We start from the raw sequence: 24,032 nt of genomic DNA, 5'->3' as shown, positions 1-24,032 counted from the left end.
CAGAGATGAATAAGACAGAAATGATAGAAACAATTAACGGTTTCTTAATAGAGGAATTTGAAGTAGATGGTGATACAATTACTCCGGAAGCGAACTTAAAAGATACTTTAGGACTAGACAGTTTAGACTATGTTGATTTAGTGGTAACGGTGGAAATGAATTTTAAAGTAAAACTGGGAGAAGCCGATTTCGTTGGAATCGCATCTTTCCAGGATTTCTATGATTTAATAGAAAACAAAATAAAAGCAAAGGGATAACCTGATGAGTGAGTGGGACGGAAAATCTAGAGGAACACTGTTAGGCTATAAAATATTTATTTTTTGTATTAGGAAGTTAGGAATAAGGGCGGCGTATGTTGTGCTCTATTTTGTAGCTTCCTATTATTTTTTATTCCTGAAAAAAAGCAATCAGTCCATTTTTTATTACTTCAGAAATCGGCTTAACTATTCGTTTCTAAAGTCGAAAATAATGGTGTTCCGAAGCTATTATACTTTTGGGCAAACCATAATTGACAAAATGGCTATTTCAGCGGGTTTACGAAATAAATTCACCTATGAATTTGATGGTGAAGAGATTTTATTCAAATTGCTGGCCGAAAAAAAGGGAGGCGTTTTAATTAGCGCACACATCGGAAATTTTGAAATCGCGGAACATTTTTTTGGTGAAATAGATCTGAATTGCCAAATCAATTTAGTGACCACGGATAATGAACATTCGGTTATCAAGGAATATCTAGAAAGTGTTTCCACCAAATCAAAAATCAAATTTATCATCGTAAAAAATGATTTATCACACATTTACGATATCAATAATGCACTATCCAACAACGAATTAATTTGTTTTACGGGCGATCGATATTTTGAAGGGGTAAAATGTCTGTCAGCTCCGCTTTTAGGAGAAGAAGCAAATTTTCCGGCAGGACCTTTTTTAATCGCTTCAAGATTGCAGGTTCCCGTGGTTTTCGTTTACGTGATGAAAGAAGCCAATTTGCATTACCACCTGGTTGCAACCGAAGCAAACACCAAACATCGTGATGAAAAAGGATTGCTGAATGCGTATATCGAAAGTGTGGAATCCATATTGAAAAAATATCCATTGCAATGGTTCAATTATTTTGATTTTTGGAATAAATTTTAAAATTAACAACTTTTTCCTTTCCGTATTCGATTTTTTACTTGAAAATGTTAATAGAATTCAGCTATTAGGATAAATTACATTTTTTTTATTAGATTTGTTTTTTTAAATACCAAAAAATGAAAAGTGTCCTTGTTGTTTATTATTCTCAATCAGGGCAATTGGAATCCATTGCAAAAAACATTGCAAAGCCACTTTTGAATTCGAATGAGATTACTGTTGTATTTCATGAAATTCAGATGGAAAAACCCTTTCCTTTCCCATGGAATAACGAGGATTTTTTTGATGTTTTTCCGGAATCTTTTTTGCAAATCCCAACAACTTTAAAACCAATTTCTCCTGAAATTTTAAATACAAAATTTGACCTGATTCTGTTGAATTATCAAGTTTGGTATTTGTCTCCTTCCATCCCTGTAAATTCATTTTTAAAAAGCCCGGAAGCTAAAATACTTTTAAATAATACACCGGTTATAACTATCAGCGGATCCAGAAATATGTGGATCATGGCTCAGGAAAAAATCAAATTTTTGCTAAAACAAAACAACGCTCAACTCAAAGGAAATATCGCTTTGGTTGATCGAGCCGGAAATTTAATTAGCGTTGTCACTATATTTGACTGGATGCTTTCAGGAATTAAAAGAAAATATTTAGGGATTTTTCCATTGCCGGGGGTTTCAGATAAAGACATTGAAGAATCATCAAAATTCGGGGAAGCTATTCTTTCAGGTTTAAAGGATAATAATTTGGAGAATTTACAATCCAAATTAGTGGAACTTGATGCCGTGAGAATTAAACCATTTCTAATTACTGTAGATAGAACAGGAAACAAGATTTTTAAAATGTGGTCCAATTTTATCATTAAAAAAGGAGAGTCAAGAAAAACATGGCTCAAAGTTTTTAAAGTGTATTTGTTTGTTGCAATATGGGTAATCTCACCAATAGTGTTTGTGTTTTACCTAATTTTTTATCCATTGATGCTAAATAAAATAAAGAAAGAAAAATCGTACTATAAAGGAATAGTAATTTAAAATTAAAGAATATGTTTGATGTTTATATAACAAAGACAAGTAAATTTTTACCCAATAAAGTTATTTCTAATGATGAAATGGAATCTTATTTGGGCTTAATCAACAATACAGTTTCAAAAGTAAAAAGCTTGATTTTAAGAAATAATAAGATTACTTCTCGCTATTATGCCTTAGATAAAAACGGAAAAGCCACACACACCAATGCTGAAATGACTTTCAACGCAATTGAGGCTTTATTTGACGATGATTTTACAAAAGATGATTTAGAAGTTTTGTCTTGTGGAACTTCATCGCCGGATTACTTGTTGCCTTCTCATGCTTCCATGGTTCATGGATTTTTTAAAAACAAATCAGTAGAATTAAATTCATCAGCAGGTGTTTGTAATGCTGGTATGAATGCGCTGAAGTTTGGTTTTTTATCAGTACGTTCCGGAAATTCTAAAACGGCAGTTTGTACAGGTTCAGAGCGATTTTCGTCCATGTTGCTTGCAGACCGGTTCGAATATGAGGTTGTCAATTTAGAAGCACTCGAAGAGCAACCCATACTTGCTTTCAAAAAGGATTTTTTACGTTTTATGTTGTCAGATGGTGCATCTGCCTTTTTATTGGATAATGAACCAAAAGGAAAAACTCCATTAAAAATAGAGTGGATGGAAGCGTATTCTTTTGCACACGAATTAGAAACCTGTATGTATGCCGGTGGAGACAAATTAGAAAACGGAGATATTAAACCTTGGTCTGATTATAAGACGGATGAATGGTTAGAACAATCTGTTTTTTCAATAAAGCAAGATGTTAAACTTTTAGATGTAAATATAATTGTAAAGGGAGCGGATTGTATAAAAATGGCATTAGAAAAAAATAATGTTAAACCAGAAGATGTAACATATTTGATGCCTCATATTTCTTCCTATTATTTTGAAGACAGATTGTTAAATAGGCTAACAGAAATAGGTATTGATTTGCCAAAAGAAAAATGGTTTATAAACTTGAAAGATGTTGGTAATGTTGGTGCTGCTTCCGCTTTTTTAATGCTGGAAGAATTAATGAATTCAGGCCGTTTGAAAAAAGGAGATACAATATTGCTTGCTATACCGGAAAGTGGCAGATTTTCTTATGCACTAGCCTATTTAACGGTTTGCTAAATTCTGTGAGTGATTCCAATTCAATATTTGATAAAGATTTTGTGGAAAATTTGATTCCGCAAAAATTCCCATTTGTAATGGTGGACAAGCTTTTGATGTTTTCAGAAAATGAAATAACGGCTGGATTTACGGTTCCGGAAAATAACATCTTTGTAAAAGACGGGATTTTTCAGGAAGCAGGCTTAATTGAACACATGGCGCAATCGGTGGCATTATACACCGGTTATGAATATTTTTTAAAGCAGGAACCAGCGCCTACGGGTTATATTGGAGCTATAAAAACAATCGAAATTTTACAATTACCAAAATTGGGCGAAGAAATCGAAACCACCGTAACGATTCTCCATGAATTTATGGGCGTTACTTTAGTGGATATTGTTGTAAAATTAAATGATAAAGAAATTGCCCGCAGTCAAATGAAAACCGTTTTGGCAAACTAAATAAATATGCAGCATTACGAAAACACCATTGAGATTCAAAACTATCTGCCTCATCGCGCGCCGATGCTTATGGTTGATTTTATTTTGGAACTCAGTGAACTGGAAGTAAAAACGATTTTCGAAATTAAAGAAGACACGCTGTTTGTAGAAAATAATATTTTTGCAGAAATAGGCTTAATCGAAAATGCGGCTCAAACCTGTTCAGCAATCGTTGGCAAATCGTATTATATTGATGAAAATGATGGAAAAAAAGACAATGTAAATGTAATTGGTTTCATCAGCGGCATTAAGAAATTAAAAGTATATCAGTTGCCTAAAGTGGGAGAAGCCATTCAAACGAGTGCCACTCTTGATTCTCGTTTTGACTTTGAGGATTATAGTGTTTGCACCATGTTATGCACGACTTTTCATGATTCAACAATGCTTTTTGAAGCAGAAATTAATTTATTTATTCGAGAAGGAAATAGATGAAAAAAGAAGAAGTACCACAGGATATAGGAAATCTTTCAAATAAAAACATGAAAGAATTGGTTTATGCAACCGATGAGAATGGAAATTATACTACCGCTTTAAGTACCGGTTGGGAGCCAAAAACCATTGCGCTTTCTAATTCTATCGAAGAAATTAAAGAACGCGTTGCTATTGCAAAAGAGCAAATAAAAAGGGGGAAATCAAGCCCAATCTTTTATTTTATGGAATTGAACAGAATGGACATTTCCACATTATCCAGCTATGTCGGAATGTGGCAATGGCGCGTGAAAAGACATTTTAAACCCAAAGTGTTCGCGGGATTAAGCGATAAAATCTTACAGAAATATGCTGAAACTTTTGCTATTTCAATTGCCGAATTAAGAAATTTTAAAACAGATTAATGGAAACTAATTTTACACATCATCAATCTGCTCATTGCGAAAATGGGGTGGCCTCCAATTTATTAAAATTCAATGGTTTGAATATTAGCGAACCAATGGTTTTTGGAATTGGCTCCGGTCTTTTCTTCGTTTATTTGCCATTTCTAAAAATCAATTATGCGCCAGCGACCAGTTACAGGCCGATGCCGGGACAAATTTTCAATAAATTGGCAAAACGATTGGGGTTAAAAATAAAGCGCCAAAAATTTTCAAGTATTGCCAATGCCACTAAGGCTTTAGACGAAAATTTAAAAAATAATATTCCCACAGGATTACAGGTTGGTGTTTATAACCTGACCTATTTTCCGGATGAATATAGGTTTCATTTCAATGCGCATAATCTGGTGGTGTATGGCAAAACGGAAACCGATTATCTAATCAGCGATCCGGTTATGGAAACTGTTACCACATTGACACACGAAGAACTCAATAAAGTGCGTTTTGCCAAAGGGGCTTTTGCGCCAAGAGGACAAATGTATTACCCGATTCAAATTCCTGAAACAGTCGATTTGAAAAGTGCCATCATCAAAGGAATCAAAAATACCTGTCGTGATATGCTGGCTCCAATGCCGATTATTGGTGTTCGGGGAATTAAAATGGTATCCAGACAAATCAGGAAATGGCCAGTTAAACACGGAACCAAAAAAGCGAATCATTATTTGGCTCAAATGGTGAGAATGCAGGAAGAAATAGGAACCGGAGGCGGAGGCTTCCGATTTATTTATGCTGCATTTTTGCAAGAAGCTTCGGTTGTTGTAGAAAACGGCAAACTGAAAGAATTGTCGCTGGAAATGACCGCGATTGGCGATTTATGGAGAGATTTTGCCGTAGAAGCGTCCCGAATTTATAAAAATCGAAGCACACAGGCTAATGCCTATAATACAATCGCCGACCAGCTTTTGAACATTGCCAATAAAGAAGAAGTGTTTTTCAAGGAATTAAAAAAAGCAATTAGCTAAAATGCCTGTTTTGAAACCAATTATCCAAATATCATCCCTTTCAAAAAAATACAAAGATGCCGAAATGTATTCTTTGAATGACTTTACGCTGACAATTAAGGAAGGTGATATTTTTGGACTATTAGGGCCGAACGGTGCCGGTAAAACCACATTGATCTCCATGCTTTGCGGATTAATCAAACCTACTTCCGGAAGTTTTACAATCGATGGCCTGACCTACTCTAAAAATTCAGGCGAAATAAAGAAGATTATTGGTGTAGTGCCACAGGAATATGCCTTATATCCAACATTAACCGCAAGAGAAAACCTAATGTATTTTGGAAGCATGTGTGGTTTAAAAGGCGATGATCTGAAAGAGAAAATAATCAAAAGTCTGGATTTTCTTGGATTATTAAAATTTGCCGACAAAAGAATCGAAACCTTTTCAGGAGGAATGAAACGCCGCATCAACCTGATAGCAGGAATTTTGCACAACCCAAAAGTCCTCTTTCTGGACGAACCAACGGTCGGGGTTGACGTGCATTCTAAAAATGCCATCATTGCTTATTTGAAACAATTAAACAAAAACGGCACAACCATAATTTATACTTCGCATCATTTATCTGAAGCACAGGATTTTTGTACAGACATCGTGATTTTAGACCGGGGGACAATTTACGCGCAAGGCACACCGGCTGATTTGATTGCAACCACGCCCAATGCCAAAAACCTCGAGGACGTTTTTATTTCATTAACAGGAAAAGATTTGAGAGATGATATATAAACTATTCATGTCGGTCTATAAAGAATACCTGCTGCTCAAAAGAGATTTGGGCGGTGTGGTTATTTTATTTATAATGCCTTTGTTCCTGATAATTACGGTTACTTTAATCCAGGACAATACTTTCAAAACCATAAGCGATGCCAAAATTCCAATTCTTTTGGTTGATAATGACAAAGGAAAAGTTTCGAAAACGGTTTATGAGAATTTATCAAAAAGCGATATTTTTAGCGTTGTCACAAAAATTGATGACGAAACCCTTACCGAAATACAGGCCAGAAAAGCCGTTTTTTCAGGAAAATATCAATTGGCGATTGTTATTCCAAAAAATTTGAGTCTGGATTTACAAAACAAGATTGACCAGAACGTAGAGAAAATTGTCAGCAGTTTAGGAATGACCGATACTTTGGCCAAAAAAGAAAATTCAAAAATTTTTGATCAAAAAGAAGTGAAGCTTTATTTTGATCCCGCGGTACAAATGACGTTCAAGAATGCGGTGATGAGTTCTATAGACAAAATGATTTCGCAGATAGAAACACATTCTATTTATACAGCTTTCCAAGATCAATTGGGTGAAAACAGTGCTAGTTTTGAGCAAAAAAGTTTTATCACTTTCAAGGAAATCGTCCCTAAAGTAAATGACAGGGAAATTATTCCAAATTCCGTGCAGCATAATGTCCCAGCCTGGACACTATTTGCCATTTTCTTTATTGTCATTCCGTTGTCCATTAATATAGTAAAAGAAAAAACACAGGGAACTTTTGTTCGTTTGCGAACCAATCCAGTTTCGAGCCTGATTGTTTTAGGCGGAAAAACAGTGACGTATTTAATCATCTGCATGATGCAATTTTATATGATGGTGGCTGTTGCGGTATTTTTGTTTCCGCATTTGGGTTTGCCGTCGCTTCATATTGAAGGCAAATTGATTCTAACGAGCATTGTCGCTTTGTTTTCAGGTTTTGCGGCGATTGGCTTCGGAATTTTATTGGGAACAATTGCCAAAACACAGGAACAATCGGCACCTTTTGGGGCAACCGCCACGATCATTTTGGCAGCCGTTGGAGGCGTTTGGGTTCCGGTTTTTGCAATGCCTAGAGTAATGCAAATCATTGCTCAATCTTCGCCAATGAATTGGGGATTAAACGCATTTTATGATGTGCTTTTGCGAAACGCCACATTTTCAGCTATCTTGCCCGAAATAGCGTTACTATTTTTGTTTTTCATTGGAACCATAACCATAGCATTGTTGTATGATAAGAAGAAAAGAGCAGTATAACGAAGCCTCGCAACTCACCGTGTCCCATGAAATACGGGTACGATTTAACGAAACCGATCCGCTCGGCATCGTTTGGCATGGCTATTATATCACTTATTTCGAAGACGGAAGAGAAGCCTTTGGTCGCGAACACGGCATTTCCTATCTGGACGTAAACCATTATGGATATACCACGCCCATCGTAAAATCCGTTTGCGAGCACAAGCTGTCGTTGCGTTATGGCGATGTGGTACGAATAGAAACCACGATTGTAGATACACCGGCGGCAAAAATGATTTTCAGATATAAAATCTACGATGCCAATAACGAAATCGCTTGCACAGGCGAAACTGTACAGGTTTTTTTAGATGCAAAAGGCGATTTAGTATTAAATTTCCCTACGTTTTTTGAAGAATGGAGACGAAAAGTAGGTTTGTTAAAATAAGAAGCGAAAGGCTCGGGCATATTTAGCAATGCAATTCCCGCCATCCGCTAAATCTTTTCCTGGCTAAAGAAGCCAGAAAAAGGATACCGCTGCTGTCGGGGCTAAAAGACAAATCATTGGATTGCCAATAAATAATAGAAATGCAAAAAGAAGTATTCATCACGCAGACCAACTGCATCACACCATTAGGTTTTGATGTGGATTCTAACATGGAGGCCCTTTCCAAAGGACTCTCAGGAATCCAGCTGCATGAAAATGAAATGATGAGTAATTCGTTTTACTCAGCAATCATTAATTCCGAAGCATTAAATACCGCTTTCACCAAAATTTCAACGGATACTCATTTCACCAAATTAGAAAAAATGCTCCTTTTGGCTTTAGCGCCAATTGTTGCAAAACAAAATATAACTTCAAAAACCGCTTTTCTTTTATCCACCACAAAAGGAAATATCAGTTTGTTAGAAAATGGAAACAATCCGGTTGAAGCTGCACATTTATCGGCTTTAGCCAAAAAAATAAGTTCGTTTTTCGGATTCACAACAGAACCGATTGTGGTTTCCAACGCCTGTGTTTCTGGAATTTTAGCCATCGCAGTCGCCAAACGCATGATACAATCGGGAGTTTATGACGATGCGTTTGTTGTAGCGGGCGATGAGGTTTCCGAATTTGTTTTGTCAGGATTTAATTCCTTCCAGGCCATGAGCGAAACACCATGTAAACCTTACGATGCAGCTAGAAACGGAGTGACGTTGGGCGAAGCCACCGCAGCGGTTTATATGACTTCAAATAAGTCAACTATAAAAAGCGGTGTTATAAAAGTCATCGGTGACGGCGCCATAAATGATGCCAACCACATTTCAGGGCCATCACGAACCGGCGAAGGTTTGTTCAGAAGCATCGAAAGCGCTTTCAAGGAAGCCAACATCGATAAAGCAAAAATAGATTATATTTCAGCACATGGCACCGCCACTTTATTCAACGACGAAATGGAAGCCATCGCATTCAACAGATTGGGATTGCAAAACGTTCCGGTGAATAGTCTGAAAGGATATTACGGACATACCTTAGGCGCTTCGGGACTTTTAGAAACGGTAATCGCGATAGCATCTGCCCGACAAAATCAATTGATTGAATCAAAAGGATATAAAGAATCAGGCGTTTCGCAATCAATCAATATAATTGAAGCCAATAAAGAAAGTGAAATTAAGTATTTCCTAAAAACAGCATCCGGTTTTGGAGGTTGTAATACGGCCGTTTTATTTGAAAAAGTAAATTAATATTGGAGACAAAAAATCACATATCAAACTATTGCGTCATTGAAAACAATGCCGTTTTCTTCAATGGTGAAAAGCGATATGAATTGAGTGGTACTTCATTTCCGGAATTTATAAAAAGTGCCTATAAAAATTTTGAGATTGATTATCCCAAATTTTTTAAAATGGATAATTTGAGTAAATTGGCTTTTTTATCGGCTGAAATGATTTTAAGAGAAGTGGTAAAACCGGATTCAGCAAATGATATCGCATTGGTTTTTGCCAATCAATCGTCGAGTTTGGATACCGATGTGAAATATCAAAATTCCATTGCGAATAAAGAAGAATATTTTCCGAGTCCTGCGGTTTTTGTTTATACCTTGCCCAACATTTGCATTGGCGAAATCAGCATCAAACACCAACTGCAATCAGAGAATGCTTTTTTTGTTTTTGATGAATTCAATATCGAGTTTATGACCCAATATGCGAATCATCTTTTGGAAACACAAAAAGCGGAAAAAGTCCTTTGTGGCTGGGTAGAATATTATCAGGAAAGGTACAAAGCAGTGGTTTATTTAGTGGAACAACAAGGCAAATTAGAACATAACGAACAAGTAGTAAATACAATATATAATCAATAATTATGGAAGCTTTAAAATCAGAATTGAAATCAAAAATAGTAGAAGTTTTAAATTTAGAAGATATTTCTGTTGAAGAAATTAAGGACAACGATGCGCTTTTTGGCGACGGTTTAGGTTTAGATTCGATCGATGCATTAGAATTAATCGTAATGTTAGACAAAGATTACGGAATCAAATTAACCGATCCAAAAGAAGGAAAAGTTATTTTTGAATCTATCGACACGATGGCAAAATACATTACTGCAAATAGAACAAAATAATTAATGGGTAAAAAAGTTGCTATAACCGGAATGGGAATCATTTCTTCGATTGGGAATACCGTCGAAGAGAATTACAATGCGTTAGTAAACGGAAAAAACGGAATTTCTACTATTGAAAATCTGGAAACCATCCATGCAGCCGTCATAAAAGTCGGTGAAATCAAGCGAACCAACCAACAGTTAGAGCAACAACTTCAGTTACCTCCCGATAATAATTTTTCAAGAACGGCTATGTTAGGCGCAATTGCAGCAAAACAAGCAGTTCAAAATGCGGGAATTCAAAATATAAACGAATACAAAACAGGATTAATTTCGGCAACAAGCGTAGCCGGAATGGACATGACGGAAAAGTATTATTACGATTATTTTGAAGAGGAAGCCTGCAGAAAATACATCAGCAGTCACGATGCCGGAGATGTGACCCATAAAATTGCAGAACAGTTAGGATTAAAAGGATTGGTGACCACAGTAAGCACAGCCTGTTCATCAGCGGCAAATGCCATTATGCTGGGAGCCAGACTAATTCAGTCCGGACAATTAGACCGTGTGATTGTGGGCGGAACCGATGCTTTGGCAAAATTCACCATCAACGGATTTAAAACACTGATGATTTTGTCAGATACCGATAATACGCCTTTTGACAACAATCGAAAAGGATTGAATTTAGGCGAAGCCGCAGCTTTCTTGGTTCTCGAATCCGATGAATTAGTCCAAAAAGAAAATAAAAAAGTCATGGCTTACGTTTCCGGTTTTGGAAATGCAAATGATGCTTTTCATCAGACCGCCTCTTCAGAAAATGGGGAAGGCGCTTTTTTAGCAATGCAAAAAGCGTTGAAATCCGCCGATTTACAGCCCTCCGCTATTGATTATGTCAATGCCCACGGAACGGCAACTCCTAATAACGATTTGTCGGAAGGACGGGCGATGCTTCGAATATTTGAAGAAAACATGCCTGAATTTAGTTCGACTAAAGCTTTTACCGGACATACTTTGGCCGCAGCCGCAGCAATTGAAGCGGTTTACAGCGTTTTAGTGCTTCAAAATAATGTGATTTTCCCCAATTTGAATTTTAAAACGCCAATGGAAGAATTTAATTTAATTCCACAAACGACTTTAAAAGAAAAATCCATCAACCATGTATTATCCAATTCATTTGGATTTGGAGGAAATTGTTCAACCGTTATATTCTCGAAAAAATAATGAAAACGTATATCAACGGGGTTGGATGTATTTCGGCTCAAAAAACATTTGACATCGAATTCCTGGAAGAAGTGTCTGTGAATGAAACAGAGAATATGCTTTACGCGATAGAACCTTCCTATAAAGAAATGATTCCGCCAGCCGCGAGTCGCAGAATGGCGAAAGGCGTAAAAATGGGAATCGCGGCTTCGAATCAAGCCTTGAAAGAAGCCAATCTCGAAAAACCCGAAGTCATTATTACCGGAACCGGAATGGGTTGCGTGGAAGATTCGGAGAAGTTCTTGAAAGCCATTTTGGATAATGACGAGCAATTTTTGACGCCAACTTCCTTTATACAATCCACACACAATACTGTTGGGGCACAAATCGCATTGGGTTTGCAATGCAAAGGCTATAATTTCACTTATGTGAATGGGGCGGTTTCGTTTGAAACAGCTTTGCTTGATGCCAAAATGCAGATTGAAAACGACGAAGCCAATTCCGTTCTTGTGGGAGGAATTGATGAAACCGGACAATATACTTCGTCTTTGCACAAACTAATTAATGTAATTAAAAACGAAGAAGACAAGCCCTATTCTGTTTTGAATCCTAATTCAAAAGGAGCCGTTTTCAGCGAAGGCGCAACTTTTTTTGTTTTGGAAAATCAGAAAAAGGAAAGTTCGTATGCTTCAATTGAAGCGGTTTCGATTTTAAATTCTTTGGAAGTTGATGAAGTTGAAAATTATATTCAAGACTTTTTACTTTCGAATAATTTAAAAATTGAAAATATCGATGCACTAGTTTTAGGCAATAATGGAGATGTGGAATTCGACACTTATTATGATGCTGCCAATTCAATGTTTAAAAACACACCTCAAATTTATTACAAGCATTTGAGTGGCGAATACAATACCGTTTCAGCTTTTGGATTTTGGATTGCTTCCAATATTTTAAAAAACCAAGAAATTCCTCCAGTTTTAAAAATGAATTCTTTGGCAAAAGAGAGTTACAATACGATACTTTTATACAATCAATACCAAGGAAAAGACCATAGTTGGATCTTGCTTAAAAAATGCTAAAACACAAATACATAACTATTTTTTGTATTTCCATATTGGTCATTCTATCCTTTTTGAGCTTTTATTCGGAAGTGAAATGGTGGATTTTTCTATTACTTTTTATATTTTGGTTGGGATTGACTTCTTGGGGTTCATTTGACATTCGATTGGGTTACTTTATAAAAACCTATTGTAATAATCCCGAAAAAGAACGAAAAATTGCTATTTCTTTTGATGATGGTCCGCATGAAATGACCGAAAAAGTCTTGGATGTATTGCAAAAACACCATGTAAAAGCCACTTTTTTCTGCATTGGTTCCCAAATAGAAAAACATCCAGAAATGTTTCAACGAATTATTCAAGAAGGACATGTTGTAGGCAATCATACTTTTACACATACAAAATCATTCGGTTTTCTTTCGACCCAAAAAGTGGTGGAAGAAATTTCGCGAACCAATAGAATCATAGAAAGATTATCGGGGAAGAAAGTTTTGTTTTTCCGTCCACCATTTGGAGTCACCAATCCCAATGTCAGTAAAGCGATTTCAGTAACAAAACATAAGGTTATCGGTTGGAATATTCGTTCATTAGATACCGTAATCGAAGACGAAACCAAAATCTTAGAAAGAGTAAAAAACAAAGTCGTTCCCGGCGGAATTATACTTTTGCACGATACTTCTTTAAAAACCGTTAACGTATTGGAACAGTTATTGCTATTTTTGCAATCTGAAAATTACGATGTAATTACCATCGATAAATTATTAAAAATTCCAGCGTATGAAGATTAAAGTTTTTTTAGCGATATTCCTTATTTCAATGACTCTAACCGTTTTTTCGCAAGAGCAAAAAATGTCTGCGAGTGAAATCGCCAATTTTAAAGCCACGGTAGTAAAAGACACCAAAAATATAAAGTCATTAAAAACGGATTTTGTTCAATACAAGCATTTGGATTTTTTATCGAAAGACATTGAAACTTCGGGCAAAATGGCTTTTAAATCACCGAATTCGTTGAATTGGCAATACACAAAACCGTATCAATACAGCATTATTTTTAAAAATAATAAAGTGTATATCAATGATCAGGGCAAAAAAAATACGGTGGATATGGGCAACAGTAAAATGTTTGAAAAAATCAATAAACTAATCGTCGGAAGTGTCAGCGGAAATCTGTTTGATGACAAGGAATTCTCCATCGCTTATTTTAAAACCAAAGAATTTTATATCACGAAATTAAGCCCTAAAACAGCAGCAATAAAGAAATACATCAAACAGGTCGATTTGTATTTTCCTATTCAGGACGCAACGGTTTCTCAAGTAAAACTGATTGAACCATCAAATGATTTTACCCGAATTGTTTTCAAAAACAAAATAATCAATGCGAAAATTGACGACTCGGCTTTTACTAATTAGTTTCCTATCGGTGCTTCTTTTCTCCTGTAAATCCTACCAGATTCAAGGCGTTACAAAGAAAGAAAGTCCAGAGACGGTTTTTAAAAACCACTATTTTTCCAATCCGGAAACCGACTATGTCTATAAAGCGCATATTGAGATTTACGGCAATTCATTAGGCGGAATTTTTATAACAAAAAAAATCAACGATACGACTCATCGTGTAGTTTTCACTACTGAATTTGGCAATACACTTTTCGATTTTGAGTTGTCTGATAACTCCTTTAAAGTCAATTATATTGTAGCAGATTTAGATCGGAAAATCATTATAAACACGTTGAAAGAGGATTTTAGATTGTTATTAAAAACCAATCATAAAGTTCAGGAAGTTTTTGAAAATGAAGCCTATATCGTTTATAAATCAAAAGATAACAAGCGTTATAATTATCTTTTTGAAAGCAAAAAAGACCGTAAACTCATCAAATTGCTTCACACTTCCAAAACAAAAGAAAAAGTTACTTACGAGTTTGGATCAAAAAGCAATACTTTTGCTGAAAATGTTACCATTACGCACCAGAATATTAAATTGAAAATTGAATTAAATCAAATCATTAATTAAAACAAATTTGACAAATGAAAAAAATTACTATTCTGGCATTAATTTGCTTCTTCGGATTGACACAAATGAGTGCTCAGGTTACTTTTAGGCCGGGTTTAAGAACGGGTTTGAATTTTTCGAATATCACGCGAACAGATTCCTCTACCAGAACCGATTTTTATTTCGGGGGTTTTGGCGCTTTGAAATTGACAAAATACTACACCTTGCAGCCGGAAATTACCTATACTAAACAAGGGGGTAATGATTTGATGGTTTCTTATTATGATTACAACACCGATTCGGAAGTAATAGAGAAAAAAGATGTTTCAGTTTCCTATGTTTCTATTGGTTTGATTAATAAATTTACGTTCAATGACAAATTTAATTTTCATTTTGGACATACGTTCGATATTCAGGCAGGACAAAGTTATTATACGTACTCAGAAGTAGATATTACATTTATGGCAGGTTTAGGATATGACATCAATAAAAACTTTGCGATTGAAGGTCGAATTAAAAAAGGAATTGTAGATGTTCTTGATTCGGGTTATTATAGCTCAAATTCCACCTATTACAATTCAGATTATAACACCAACTTTTTGTTTCAATTGGGCGTTTCCTATACCTTTGATATAAAATAATATACCCATAAAACATGTTATTAGAAGATTTTTATAAAGTAGAACAACTAGAGAAAATTTCCGAAGGAAAATACAATGCTACCGTTTTTTTAAATAATGAACACGCGATATTTAAAGGACATTTTCCTGGAAATCCTATAACTCCGGGTGTTTGTATGATGCAAATCATCAAAGAGATTTCTGAAGAAATAGTTGAAAGTCCTTTGTTTATGATAAGTTCATCGAATGTGAAATTCATGGCGCTTATCAATCCTGATAAAAATCCGAAATTACGTTTAGAACTGGAAGTTTCCGGCGATATCGATTCTGAGATTAAAGTAAAAAACACCACTTATTTTGAAGATACCGTGGCATTAAAATTGTCTAATACCTATAAAAAAGCATAACTTGAAAATACTTGTTTCCATATTTATTTCTTTATTTTTCTTTGTCAGCCAAGAGCTTCCTGACATAAGAGAGCAGTATTTTTCGGCGACAAAATCTAAGGAAATCGCTCAAAAATTCTATGCGGTAATGTCAAAATGCAATAAAGACACTAAAACTTTATTGGCTTATGAAGGCGCGGCGATTGCCTTAAAATCAAAATACACAGGAAATCTAAAAGCAAAAAAAGCATTATTTATTGAAGGCGTGACCCAAATTGAAGAAGTCATAAAAAGCGATCCTAATAATGCCGAAATTCGACTAATTCGGTTGAGTATTCAAGAAAATACGCCGAAATTACTCAAGTATAAAACCAACATCGAAGAAGATAAAAAATTGCTTTTGGCTACTTTTGACAAGCAATCCAAATCTTTAAAAGAATACATTCGAAATTACATCAAACAGTCAAAAGTTTTCTCCGAAAAAGAGAAACAAATGCTGTTAAAATAAAATGCAACCTATGGATTCTGCGGTAACTCTTAGCGAAAGAATTACAAATACAAAGGCTTGTGTTATTATTCCCACTTATAATAATCACAAAACATTGCGACGCGTTGTTGATGGTGTTTTGCACTATACCAATAACGTTATCGTAGTGAACGATGGTTCGACTGATACGACCAAAGAAATTCTAAGTTCCTATCCGCAAGTCACACAGATTCACATTACAAAGAATCGCGGAAAAGGGAATGCACTTCGGGAAGGTTTTAAAAAAGCCAAAGAATTACAGTACGAATATGCCATTACGATTGATTCAGACGGACAACATTTTCCGGATGACATACCGGTTTTCTTGGAGGCACTGGAATTTGAAAATAGACCAGTCTTACTCATCGGAAGCCGAAACATGAACCAGGACGATGTTCCGAAAAAGAGCAGTTTCGGAAATAAATTTTCTAATTTTTGGTTTTGGTTCGAAACCGGAAACCGATTGGAAGACACGCAATCCGGTTATCGATTGTATCCGTTACAATTTATTCCGAATACACTCTTTACCAATAAATTTGAGTTTGAAATCGAAGTTATAGTTCGGACAGCGTGGAACGGTATTCCTGTGAAAAACATTCCAATAAAAATTCTGTACGATCCGAACGAACGTGTGACCCATTTTCGTCCGTTTAAAGATTTTACCCGAATCAGTATTCTCAATATTATTTTGGTATTAATTACGCTTTTGTATATCAAGCCGAGAGATTTTTTCAGAAGTTTTAAAAAAAAAAGTTTTAAGAAATTCGTTCGCGAAAATATTCTGGAAAGCACTGATTCCAATTCAAAAAAGGCCGCATCAATCGCATTAGGCGTTTTTGTGGGAATTGCTCCTTTTTGGGGGTTTCAAACTGCGATTGTGATTGTTCTTGCTGTAGTTTTACGATGGAATAAGGTCTTGGCATTCGCCTTTTCCAATATCAGTATTCCCCCAATGATACCTTTAATCATCTATGGATCCTTGCAAATCGGGGCGCTTTTTGTGACTTCAAAAGCAGGGTTAATTTCCGGGAATAAAACTGCCTTTGAGCTCATTCAAAATAATTTGACACAATACGTCATCGGAAGTTTTGTTTTAGCAACAGTTACGGCGATTCTTTTTGGAATTACAAGTTATTTGTTACTTTCGTTTTCGAGAAAATTATCCAAGTAAAAAAGCAAAAATGCACAAGTATTTTATTGAGTTACATTTCTTTGTTCAAAAAAACAGATTTCTTTCTGTCGGAATTGCCTTTTGTCTTTTGCTTGTTTTCGGATTTTTTGCCTCACGAATTCGTTTTGAAGAAGATATCACCCGAATTATTCCAAAAAACGAAAAAGCCGATGTTACCGCAAAAGTGTTGCAACAACTCAATTTCTCGGATAAAATCACCGTAATTATTGAAAAAGAAAAAAATGGCGACGTCGACGATTTATCCGAAATGGCGACCGTTTTTTTAGACAGCATAACTTCCTGCGACGAATACATCAATGGAATTCAGGGAAAAGTTGACGAAGAAAATATTCAGGAAACGTTTGATTTTGTGTATTCGAATTTGCCTTTGTTTTTAGAAGAGAATGATTATTTGCAAATTGAAAATAAACTCAATAAAGACAGTGTTTCTTCACAAGTTCAAAAAAACTACAGAACGTTAATTTCTCCAACAGGATTAGTGGCAAAGGATTTTATTTTGAACGATCCGCTTGGAATTTCTTTTATTGCCTTAAAAAAACTACAGCAACTAAGCCTTGGCGATGAATTTCAGTTGCAAAATGGATTCGTAATAACGAAAGATAATTCGAAATTACTGCTTTTCATCAATCCGAAATTGTCAGGAAGCGAAACCGAAAAAAATACGCTTTTTGTAGATAAACTGAACACGATAAAAACCAATATCAACAGTCAGTTTAAAGGAAAAGCATCGATTGATTATTTTGGTTCGTCACTTATTGCAGTTGCAAACGCAAAACAAATAAAACACGACATCATCACCACAGTTATGATTTCGTTAGGCGCGCTGATGCTGATTTTGATGTTGTTTTACCGCAAAATACTAATTCCGATAATCATTTTTATTCCTACGATTTTCGGAGCGCTTTTCGCTATGGCGAGTCTGTATTTCCTGAAAGGTACCATTTCGGCAATTTCAGTGAGTATTGGCGCAGTACTTTTGGGTGTAACGATTGATTATTCCTTACATATTCTGACGCATTATAAACACAATAGCGATGTAAAAACATTATACAAAGACATCACGATGCCTTTGATAATGAGCAGTACAACTACGGCTGTTGCGTTTTTATGTTTGTTGTTTGTCAACTCCGAAGCTCTAAAAGATTTGGGGATTTTTGCGGCGATAAGTGTGGTGGTTTCGGCTTTATTTTCGCTAATCATTATTCCACATTTATACAAACCGAAAGCTCAGGACGAAGGAAAGAGAAACATTTTAGACAAAACCGCGGGTTTCTCATTCGAGAACAACAAATTCCTGATTGCTTCAAGTTTGATTGTAATTGTAGTTAGTTTTTTTACTTTCGGAAAAGTGAAATTCAACAACAATCTCTCGGATTTAAATTTCATTCCAACCGAAATACAACAGGCTGAAGCCAAATTAGAAAGCACGACCAACTTAACTTCTAAATCCATTTATTTAGCTTCTTACGGCAATACGATGGAGGAAGTTTTGGAGAAAAATAATGTATTGTTCAATAATTTATCTTCCGAGAAAAAGGCAGGAGAAATTTTAAATTTCAGTTCTATTGGAGGTGTCGTTTTATCAAAAAAAGCACAATTAAATCAAATAGAAAACTGGAATTCTTTTTGGACAGAAGCAAAAAAGAAATCTGTTGCAACGGATTTAATTTCAAGCGGAAATGCCATCGGTTTTAAATCATCAGCACATCAGGGCTTTTACGATTTACTGAATAAAAAGTTCGCCCCGATTGGTTTTGAAGAATATGCCAAGGTTAAGGCTCTTTTCTTAAACGAATTTATTGCCGAAAAGAATGGTTTTTATACGATTTCATCAGTCGTGAAAGTTTCGAATGCACAACGGGATGGTTTTGTAAATAAAATTTCAAAAGACAAAGAAGTGGTTGCTATAGACCGGCAACAAATGAATGAAACTTTTTTAGGAGAACTAAAAAATGATTTCAACAGTTTGGTCAACTATTCATTTCTGGCAGTGATTCTGATTTTGTTATTCTTCTTCAGAAAAATAGAACTAGTTATTATCAGCGTGATTCCAATCGTGATTACCGGAATTGTAACCGCTGGAATTATGGGTATATTCAATATTCAATTGAATATTTTCAGTATGATTGTCTGCACGTTAATTTTTGGCCATGGTGTTGATTTTAGTATTTTCATGACTAGCGCACTTCAGAAAGAATATACGTATGGCAAAAGTGAAATGGCAACCTACAGAACTTCTATTTTATTAGCGGCTTTAACCACAATTTTGGCTATCGGCGCTTTAATATTTGCGAAACATCCGGCACTCAGATCCATTTCTTCGGTGTCATTGATTGGGGTTTTTGCAGCGTTAATTATCACGTTTATTTTCTATCCTATATTATTCAGAATCTGTGTTTTTAATAGAGTGAAAAAAGGAAAATCGCCTATCACTTTACGATTGTTTATTCATTCAGCGATATCCTTTATTTATTATGGTTTAGGTGGATTTGTATTGTCGATAGTAGGTGAAATCGTGATGAAAATTGTTCCTTTAAAAAAAGAAACCAAAATGAGATGGTTTAGAAGAACCATGTCGGTTTTTATGAAATCGGTTTTGTATTCGATTCCCTATATGTCCAAACGAGTGATCAATACAAATGGGGAGACTTTCGACAAGCCGGCAGTAATTATATCGAATCACACCTCGTTTTTAGACACTTTAGCAATAGGAATGCTTAGCCCCAAGATTATTTTTCTGGTGAATGATTGGGTTTATAACTCGCCTTTCTTTGGACGAGCGGTGAAATTAGCCGGATTTTATCCTGTTACTCAAGGACTGGAAGGCGGTGTGGAACACTTGCGTGAAAAAGTAAACGAAGGCTATTCGCTAATGGTTTTTCCGGAAGGATCGCGTTCGGAAGATAATGTGGTGAAGCGTTTTCATAAAGGGGCTTTTTATTTGGCGGAGCAATTTAATATAGATGTATTGCCGGTTTACATACACGGAAATTCAGAAGCATTGCCCAAAGGCGACCATATTATTTTTGCCGAAAAGATTACATTTAAAATTGGTGACAGAATCAAAGCTTCGGATGTTTTGTTTGGAAAGGATTATGCCGAAAGAACCAAGAAAATCAGTAAATACTTCAAAGAGAATTTTGCGAATCTGAGAGCTGAATTAGAAGATGAAAATTATTTTAAAAACAAGCTATTTTTGAGTTTCTTATACAAAGAAAACGAAATCGTTCAGGCGGTTAAAGAAGATTTTGAAAAGAAAAAATCAGTTTATTATAATCTGAATAAATTCATAAGTCCAGAAGCTAAAATTCTGCATTTAGCGAATGATTATGGGCAATTGGATATTCTGCTTGCGTTGCAGGAACCAAAACGAAAAATTAATAGCTATATTACGGACGAAGAAAAACGCAATGTTGCCCAAACGAATTACATAGTAAAAAAACGCGATATCCAATATCTAGATGCTGTACAGGAGAATGACGGCAAATGGAATACCCTTTTGATTTCTGATGCAAGTACTGATGGTATGGCGAATTTGGATGGTACAAGTTGCAATCAGGTTGTTTTAATTGAAAAATTTGAATTGAAAAACCATTTTATAAATTTCGGTTTTATAGTAATTCATGAAGATTCCGATATCTTGGTTTTGAAGAAATAAATGGAAGCAAACAAAAAATACGATATTGTGATCATCGGAAGCGGCTTAGGCGGTTTGGTTTCGGCAATCATTCTTGCAAAAGAAGGAAAAAGTGTTTGCGTGCTAGAAAAAAACAATCAGTATGGTGGAAATTTGCAAACGTTTGTGCGCGACAAAACTATTTTTGATACCGGAATTCATTATATCGGTGGACTTTCCGAAGGACAGAATCTGTATAAATACTTTTCGTATATCGGAATCATGGAACATCTCAACCTCAAAAAAATGGATGAAGATGCTTTCGATGTGATTTCTTTTGATGACGATAAAACTGAATATCCGTATGCTCAAGGTTATGAGAATTTCATCAGACAATTAGTGAAATTTTTCCCTGAAGAGGAAGAAACAATTAAAACCTATTGTGAAAAACTAATATATACTTGCGATTCCTTTCCGTTATACAATGTAAGAGCAGGGGATGGATATCAAAAAGAAATTCTTTCTATTAATGCCAAAGGATATTTGGATGAATTAACGGATAACGAAAAATTGAAAGCGGTTTTAGCAGGGTCTAATTTTTTGTATGCCGGTATTGCTGATAAAACGCCGCTTTACGTTCATGCCTTATCCGTAAATTCTTTTATACAAAGTTCTTGGCGTTGTATAAATGGGGGCAGCCAAATTACCAAACAACTCATCAAACAGCTGCGAAAATACGGCGGAGAAATCTATAAACATAAAGATGTTGTAAGTTTTGGTTTTGAAGAAAACAAACTGGTTTCTGCAAAAACCAAAAGTGGAGAAGAGTATTTTGGGGATATTTTTATTTCCAATATAGAACCCAAAACAACATTGAAAATGATTGGCGAAGACAAATTTCGCAAATCATTTTATAGCAGGATTCAGAGTTTGGAAGTATTGCCTTCTGCGTTTAGTTTGTATCTGGTTTTTAAACCTGGAACTTTTAAGTATTTAAACCATAATTATTATCATTTTAAAGATAGCAATCGTGTTTGGGAAGCGAATGATTATACCGAACAATCGTGGCCTGAGGCATATATGGTGTCTATGAATGTTTCTAATAAAGACCAAGTTTGGGCAGAAAGTCTTACTGCGATGACCTATATGAAATTCGAAGAATTCCAGCAATGGGAAACCACCCATAATACCACTTCAGAAAAAGCAGATCGAGGAGTAGCCTATGAAAATTTGAAAGAAGAAAAAAAAGAAGTTTTTCTAAATGCAATTGAGAAAAAATTTCCGGGAATCCGGGATTGTATTCAGTCGGTTCATTCGTCATCACCTTTATCGTATCGGGATTATATTGGCGGTCACAACGGAAATTTATATGGATATGTAAAAGATTCCAATAATCCGATGAGAACCTTTATTTCGCCGAAAACTAAATTGGAAAATCTGTTTTTAACTGGGCAAAGCATCAACATGCATGGTGTTTTAGGCGTGACGATTGGCGCTGTAGTCACTTGTTCGGAAGTTTTAGGGAAAGAATATCTGGTCAATAAAATTAATAGTGAATTAGAAAATAAGTAATGAAAAGAGCCTTTCATATACTAATTTCCTTCTGGCTTACAACGAGTTTAATTTCTTGTGGAATTTCTAAATCAATACACAACCAACCCCAATTATCAGGTTACCATCAAGAAATACCGGTTGTTAAGAAACACTCCGACACGCTTTTCTCCTCAGGAAAAAATTATTTGATTAAGAATAAACAACAGCTTTGGGAATTATATGTTTCCGGAGACCCGTTAGAAAGAGGGTTGGTTACAGGAAGTCTGACTCAAAACTTACTTCAAAAACAAGATCGCATTTTCTTTTCAAGAGTGAAAGAAATGATTCCGTCGAAATTCAGGCAAAAAATTCTCCGACAATTTTTGAAATGGTACAATCGCAAGTTATATCTTCATATTCCGGAAGAATATAAAACGGAAATCTACGGTGTCTCACAATATGCTTCAAGTGATTATACTATTTTTGGATCAAAATATTTACAAAGTCTTTATCTTCATGGCGCACACGATATTGGGCACGCTTTACAGGATTTAGCACTTGTAGGTTGTTCTTCAATGGCGGTTTGGGGCGATAAATCCGAAGATGGTTCTTTGTTGATTGGCCGTAATTTTGATTTTTATGCAGGTGATGAATTTGCGAAAGATAAAATCATTGCTTTCGTAACCCCAGACAAAGGTCATCCCTTCATGATGGTTACTTGGGGAGGAATGATTGGGGCAGTTTCCGGAATGAATAAAGAAGGACTTACAGTTACTATTAACGCTGGAAAATCGAAAATTCCCGTAGAGGCCAAAACGCCAATTTCTATTCTTGCTCGCGAGATTTTACAGTATGCCACAACTATTAATGAAGCTATTGCCATAGCAAAAAAGCGTCAGGTTTTTGTGTCTGAATCTATTATGGTAGGAAGCGCAACGGATAAAAAAGCAGTTTTGATTGAAGTTTCTCCTGATAATTTCGGAGTTTATGAGGTGCAAAATAACAATCAATTGGTTTGTTCCAATCATTTTCAAAGTGAAGCATATCAGTCTGATAGAAGGAATACAAAACAAATTAAAGAAAGTCATTCGAAATATCGATTTGACAGAATGCAGGAATTATTAGCCGAAAACGAGAAAATGACACCGGGAAAAATGGCTCAAATTCTCAGAGATAAAGAAGGTTTGCAGGATTTAAAAATGGGTTATGGAAACGAAAAAGCGCTTAATCAATTACTGGCTCATCATTCTATAATTTTTAAACCCGAACAACGTATGGTTTGGGTATCTTCGAATCCGTATCAGTTGGGCGAATTTGTAGCTTATGATTTGAATAAAATTTTCAGTAGAAATGCAGCCAATTTTGTAGTTTTAGAATCCGAAGAATTAAATATTCCAAAAGATGATTTTCTAAAAACCGAAGCCTATAAAAATTATGAAAAGTATCGGGTTTTAGATAAAATTATAGATAAAACTCTTGATGAAGAAGGAAAATTAGACGTTGATTTCATCAAAGAATACCAATCATTAAATCCAAATCATTGGATTGTTTATTATAAAATAGGGAAATATTATTATGAGAAAGGTTGGTATAAAGCAGCCGAACTAGAATTCAAAAAAGCAGCAACCAAAGAAATCACAACGCTTCCGGACAAACATCGAATAGATGATTATCTGAAGAAAATAAAACGAAAAATAAAGTAAG

Annotated in this window: 26 protein-coding genes; all 26 read left to right on the top strand. The window is 35.4% G+C overall.

Translation table 11 applies throughout. The features are described from left to right. The first annotated feature begins 5 nt into the window (after positions 1 to 5). The 26 genes from VI621_RS02265 to VI621_RS02140 all read left to right on the top strand — a co-directional run bounded on the left by VI621_RS02265 (position 6) and on the right by VI621_RS02140 (position 24,031). A complete protein-coding gene (locus VI621_RS02265) occupies positions 6 to 257 on the top strand; it encodes an acyl carrier protein (RefSeq protein ID WP_324216771.1) in 252 nt (83 codons plus the stop codon). Positions 258 to 261: 4 nt separating this feature from the next. After that, entirely contained in the window at positions 262 to 1,137 is an 876-nt protein-coding gene (locus VI621_RS02260) for a lipid A biosynthesis acyltransferase (protein ID WP_324216770.1), read from the top strand. A 116-nt stretch (positions 1,138 to 1,253) separates the two neighbouring features. Continuing rightward, positions 1,254 to 2,162 (top strand): dialkylrecorsinol condensing enzyme DarA, encoded by a 909-nt coding sequence (locus VI621_RS02255; RefSeq protein ID WP_324216769.1) that lies wholly within the window; start codon positions 1,254 to 1,256, stop codon positions 2,160 to 2,162. A gap of 11 nt (positions 2,163 to 2,173) precedes the next feature. Next, positions 2,174 to 3,307 carry a beta-ketoacyl-ACP synthase III gene (locus VI621_RS02250; RefSeq protein ID WP_324216768.1) on the top strand — a complete coding sequence of 378 codons (1,134 nt, stop codon included), beginning with the start codon at positions 2,174 to 2,176 and terminating at the stop codon, positions 3,305 to 3,307. Between the two features lie 5 nt (positions 3,308 to 3,312). Continuing rightward, positions 3,313 to 3,747, top strand: a complete 435-nt coding sequence (locus tag VI621_RS02245; RefSeq protein ID WP_324216767.1) for a hypothetical protein — start codon at positions 3,313 to 3,315, stop codon at positions 3,745 to 3,747. Between the two features lie 6 nt (positions 3,748 to 3,753). Next, positions 3,754 to 4,218, top strand: coding sequence for an ABC transporter permease (locus VI621_RS02240; protein WP_324216766.1), 465 nt, complete (start codon positions 3,754 to 3,756; stop codon positions 4,216 to 4,218). After that, positions 4,215 to 4,619, top strand: coding sequence for a hypothetical protein (locus VI621_RS02235; protein ID WP_324216765.1), 405 nt, complete (start codon positions 4,215 to 4,217; stop codon positions 4,617 to 4,619). The genes VI621_RS02240 and VI621_RS02235 overlap by 4 nt, the downstream gene beginning before the upstream one ends. Beyond that, a complete protein-coding gene (locus VI621_RS02230) occupies positions 4,619 to 5,617 on the top strand; it encodes a BtrH N-terminal domain-containing protein (protein ID WP_324216764.1) in 999 nt (332 codons plus the stop codon). Before VI621_RS02235 ends, VI621_RS02230 begins: the two co-directional genes overlap by 1 nt. Before the next feature lie 64 nt (positions 5,618 to 5,681). Then, positions 5,682 to 6,380 carry an ABC transporter ATP-binding protein gene (locus tag VI621_RS02225; protein WP_324216813.1) on the top strand — a complete coding sequence of 233 codons (699 nt, stop codon included), beginning with the start codon at positions 5,682 to 5,684 and terminating at the stop codon, positions 6,378 to 6,380. Next, the gene (locus tag VI621_RS02220; RefSeq protein ID WP_324216763.1) at positions 6,370 to 7,653 is read left to right on the top strand and encodes an ABC transporter permease; all 1,284 of its coding nucleotides are present in this window, start codon (positions 6,370 to 6,372) and stop codon (positions 7,651 to 7,653) included. The genes VI621_RS02225 and VI621_RS02220 overlap by 11 nt, the downstream gene beginning before the upstream one ends. Further along, positions 7,628 to 8,077: an acyl-CoA thioesterase gene (locus VI621_RS02215; protein WP_324216762.1), complete on the top strand. Its 450-nt coding sequence runs from the start codon at positions 7,628 to 7,630 to the stop codon at positions 8,075 to 8,077. The genes VI621_RS02220 and VI621_RS02215 overlap by 26 nt, the downstream gene beginning before the upstream one ends. A gap of 140 nt (positions 8,078 to 8,217) precedes the next feature. Continuing rightward, the gene (locus VI621_RS02210; protein ID WP_324216761.1) at positions 8,218 to 9,354 is read left to right on the top strand and encodes a beta-ketoacyl synthase N-terminal-like domain-containing protein; all 1,137 of its coding nucleotides are present in this window, start codon (positions 8,218 to 8,220) and stop codon (positions 9,352 to 9,354) included. Positions 9,355 to 9,356: 2 nt separating this feature from the next. Next, complete coding sequence (locus tag VI621_RS02205) at positions 9,357 to 9,971, top strand: 3-oxoacyl-ACP synthase (RefSeq protein ID WP_324216760.1); 615 nt, start codon at positions 9,357 to 9,359, stop codon at positions 9,969 to 9,971. A gap of 2 nt (positions 9,972 to 9,973) precedes the next feature. Then, on the top strand, positions 9,974 to 10,231 hold the full coding sequence (locus VI621_RS02200) for a phosphopantetheine-binding protein (RefSeq protein ID WP_324216759.1): 258 nt from the start codon (positions 9,974 to 9,976) through the stop codon (positions 10,229 to 10,231). A gap of 3 nt (positions 10,232 to 10,234) precedes the next feature. Further along, entirely contained in the window at positions 10,235 to 11,431 is a 1,197-nt protein-coding gene (locus VI621_RS02195; protein WP_324216758.1) for a beta-ketoacyl-[acyl-carrier-protein] synthase family protein, read from the top strand. Continuing rightward, positions 11,431 to 12,489 (top strand): beta-ketoacyl synthase N-terminal-like domain-containing protein, encoded by a 1,059-nt coding sequence (locus VI621_RS02190; RefSeq protein ID WP_324216757.1) that lies wholly within the window; start codon positions 11,431 to 11,433, stop codon positions 12,487 to 12,489. The genes VI621_RS02195 and VI621_RS02190 overlap by 1 nt, the downstream gene beginning before the upstream one ends. Continuing rightward, positions 12,483 to 13,256 (top strand): polysaccharide deacetylase family protein, encoded by a 774-nt coding sequence (locus tag VI621_RS02185; RefSeq protein WP_324216756.1) that lies wholly within the window; start codon positions 12,483 to 12,485, stop codon positions 13,254 to 13,256. The genes VI621_RS02190 and VI621_RS02185 overlap by 7 nt, the downstream gene beginning before the upstream one ends. Beyond that, positions 13,246 to 13,878 (top strand): outer membrane lipoprotein carrier protein LolA, encoded by a 633-nt coding sequence (locus VI621_RS02180; protein ID WP_324216755.1) that lies wholly within the window; start codon positions 13,246 to 13,248, stop codon positions 13,876 to 13,878. Before VI621_RS02185 ends, VI621_RS02180 begins: the two co-directional genes overlap by 11 nt. Further along, complete coding sequence (locus VI621_RS02175) at positions 13,844 to 14,476, top strand: hypothetical protein (protein WP_324216754.1); 633 nt, start codon at positions 13,844 to 13,846, stop codon at positions 14,474 to 14,476. Before VI621_RS02180 ends, VI621_RS02175 begins: the two co-directional genes overlap by 35 nt. Before the next feature lie 14 nt (positions 14,477 to 14,490). Beyond that, a complete protein-coding gene (locus tag VI621_RS02170) occupies positions 14,491 to 15,096 on the top strand; it encodes an outer membrane beta-barrel protein (protein WP_324216753.1) in 606 nt (201 codons plus the stop codon). 14 nt (positions 15,097 to 15,110) lie between these two features. Beyond that, positions 15,111 to 15,482 (top strand): 3-hydroxyacyl-ACP dehydratase, encoded by a 372-nt coding sequence (locus VI621_RS02165; protein ID WP_324216752.1) that lies wholly within the window; start codon positions 15,111 to 15,113, stop codon positions 15,480 to 15,482. A 1-nt stretch (position 15,483) separates the two neighbouring features. After that, on the top strand, positions 15,484 to 15,969 hold the full coding sequence (locus VI621_RS02160) for a hypothetical protein (protein WP_324216751.1): 486 nt from the start codon (positions 15,484 to 15,486) through the stop codon (positions 15,967 to 15,969). A 10-nt stretch (positions 15,970 to 15,979) separates the two neighbouring features. After that, positions 15,980 to 17,158, top strand: coding sequence for a DUF2062 domain-containing protein (locus tag VI621_RS02155; protein ID WP_324216812.1), 1,179 nt, complete (start codon positions 15,980 to 15,982; stop codon positions 17,156 to 17,158). A 10-nt stretch (positions 17,159 to 17,168) separates the two neighbouring features. Then, positions 17,169 to 20,837 (top strand): 1-acyl-sn-glycerol-3-phosphate acyltransferase, encoded by a 3,669-nt coding sequence (locus VI621_RS02150; RefSeq protein WP_324216750.1) that lies wholly within the window; start codon positions 17,169 to 17,171, stop codon positions 20,835 to 20,837. Further along, positions 20,838 to 22,367 (top strand): NAD(P)/FAD-dependent oxidoreductase, encoded by a 1,530-nt coding sequence (locus tag VI621_RS02145; RefSeq protein ID WP_324216749.1) that lies wholly within the window; start codon positions 20,838 to 20,840, stop codon positions 22,365 to 22,367. Beyond that, the gene (locus tag VI621_RS02140) at positions 22,367 to 24,031 is read left to right on the top strand and encodes a C45 family peptidase (RefSeq protein ID WP_324216748.1); all 1,665 of its coding nucleotides are present in this window, start codon (positions 22,367 to 22,369) and stop codon (positions 24,029 to 24,031) included. Before VI621_RS02145 ends, VI621_RS02140 begins: the two co-directional genes overlap by 1 nt. Position 24,032: the final 1 nt, after the last annotated feature.

The sequence above is a fragment of the Flavobacterium sp. genome (assembly GCF_035292545.1).
Classification (GTDB): Bacteria; Bacteroidota; Bacteroidia; order Flavobacteriales; family Flavobacteriaceae; genus Flavobacterium.
Note: the sequence above shows the minus strand (reverse complement) of the source record. Positions and strands in the feature narration are given on the sequence as shown.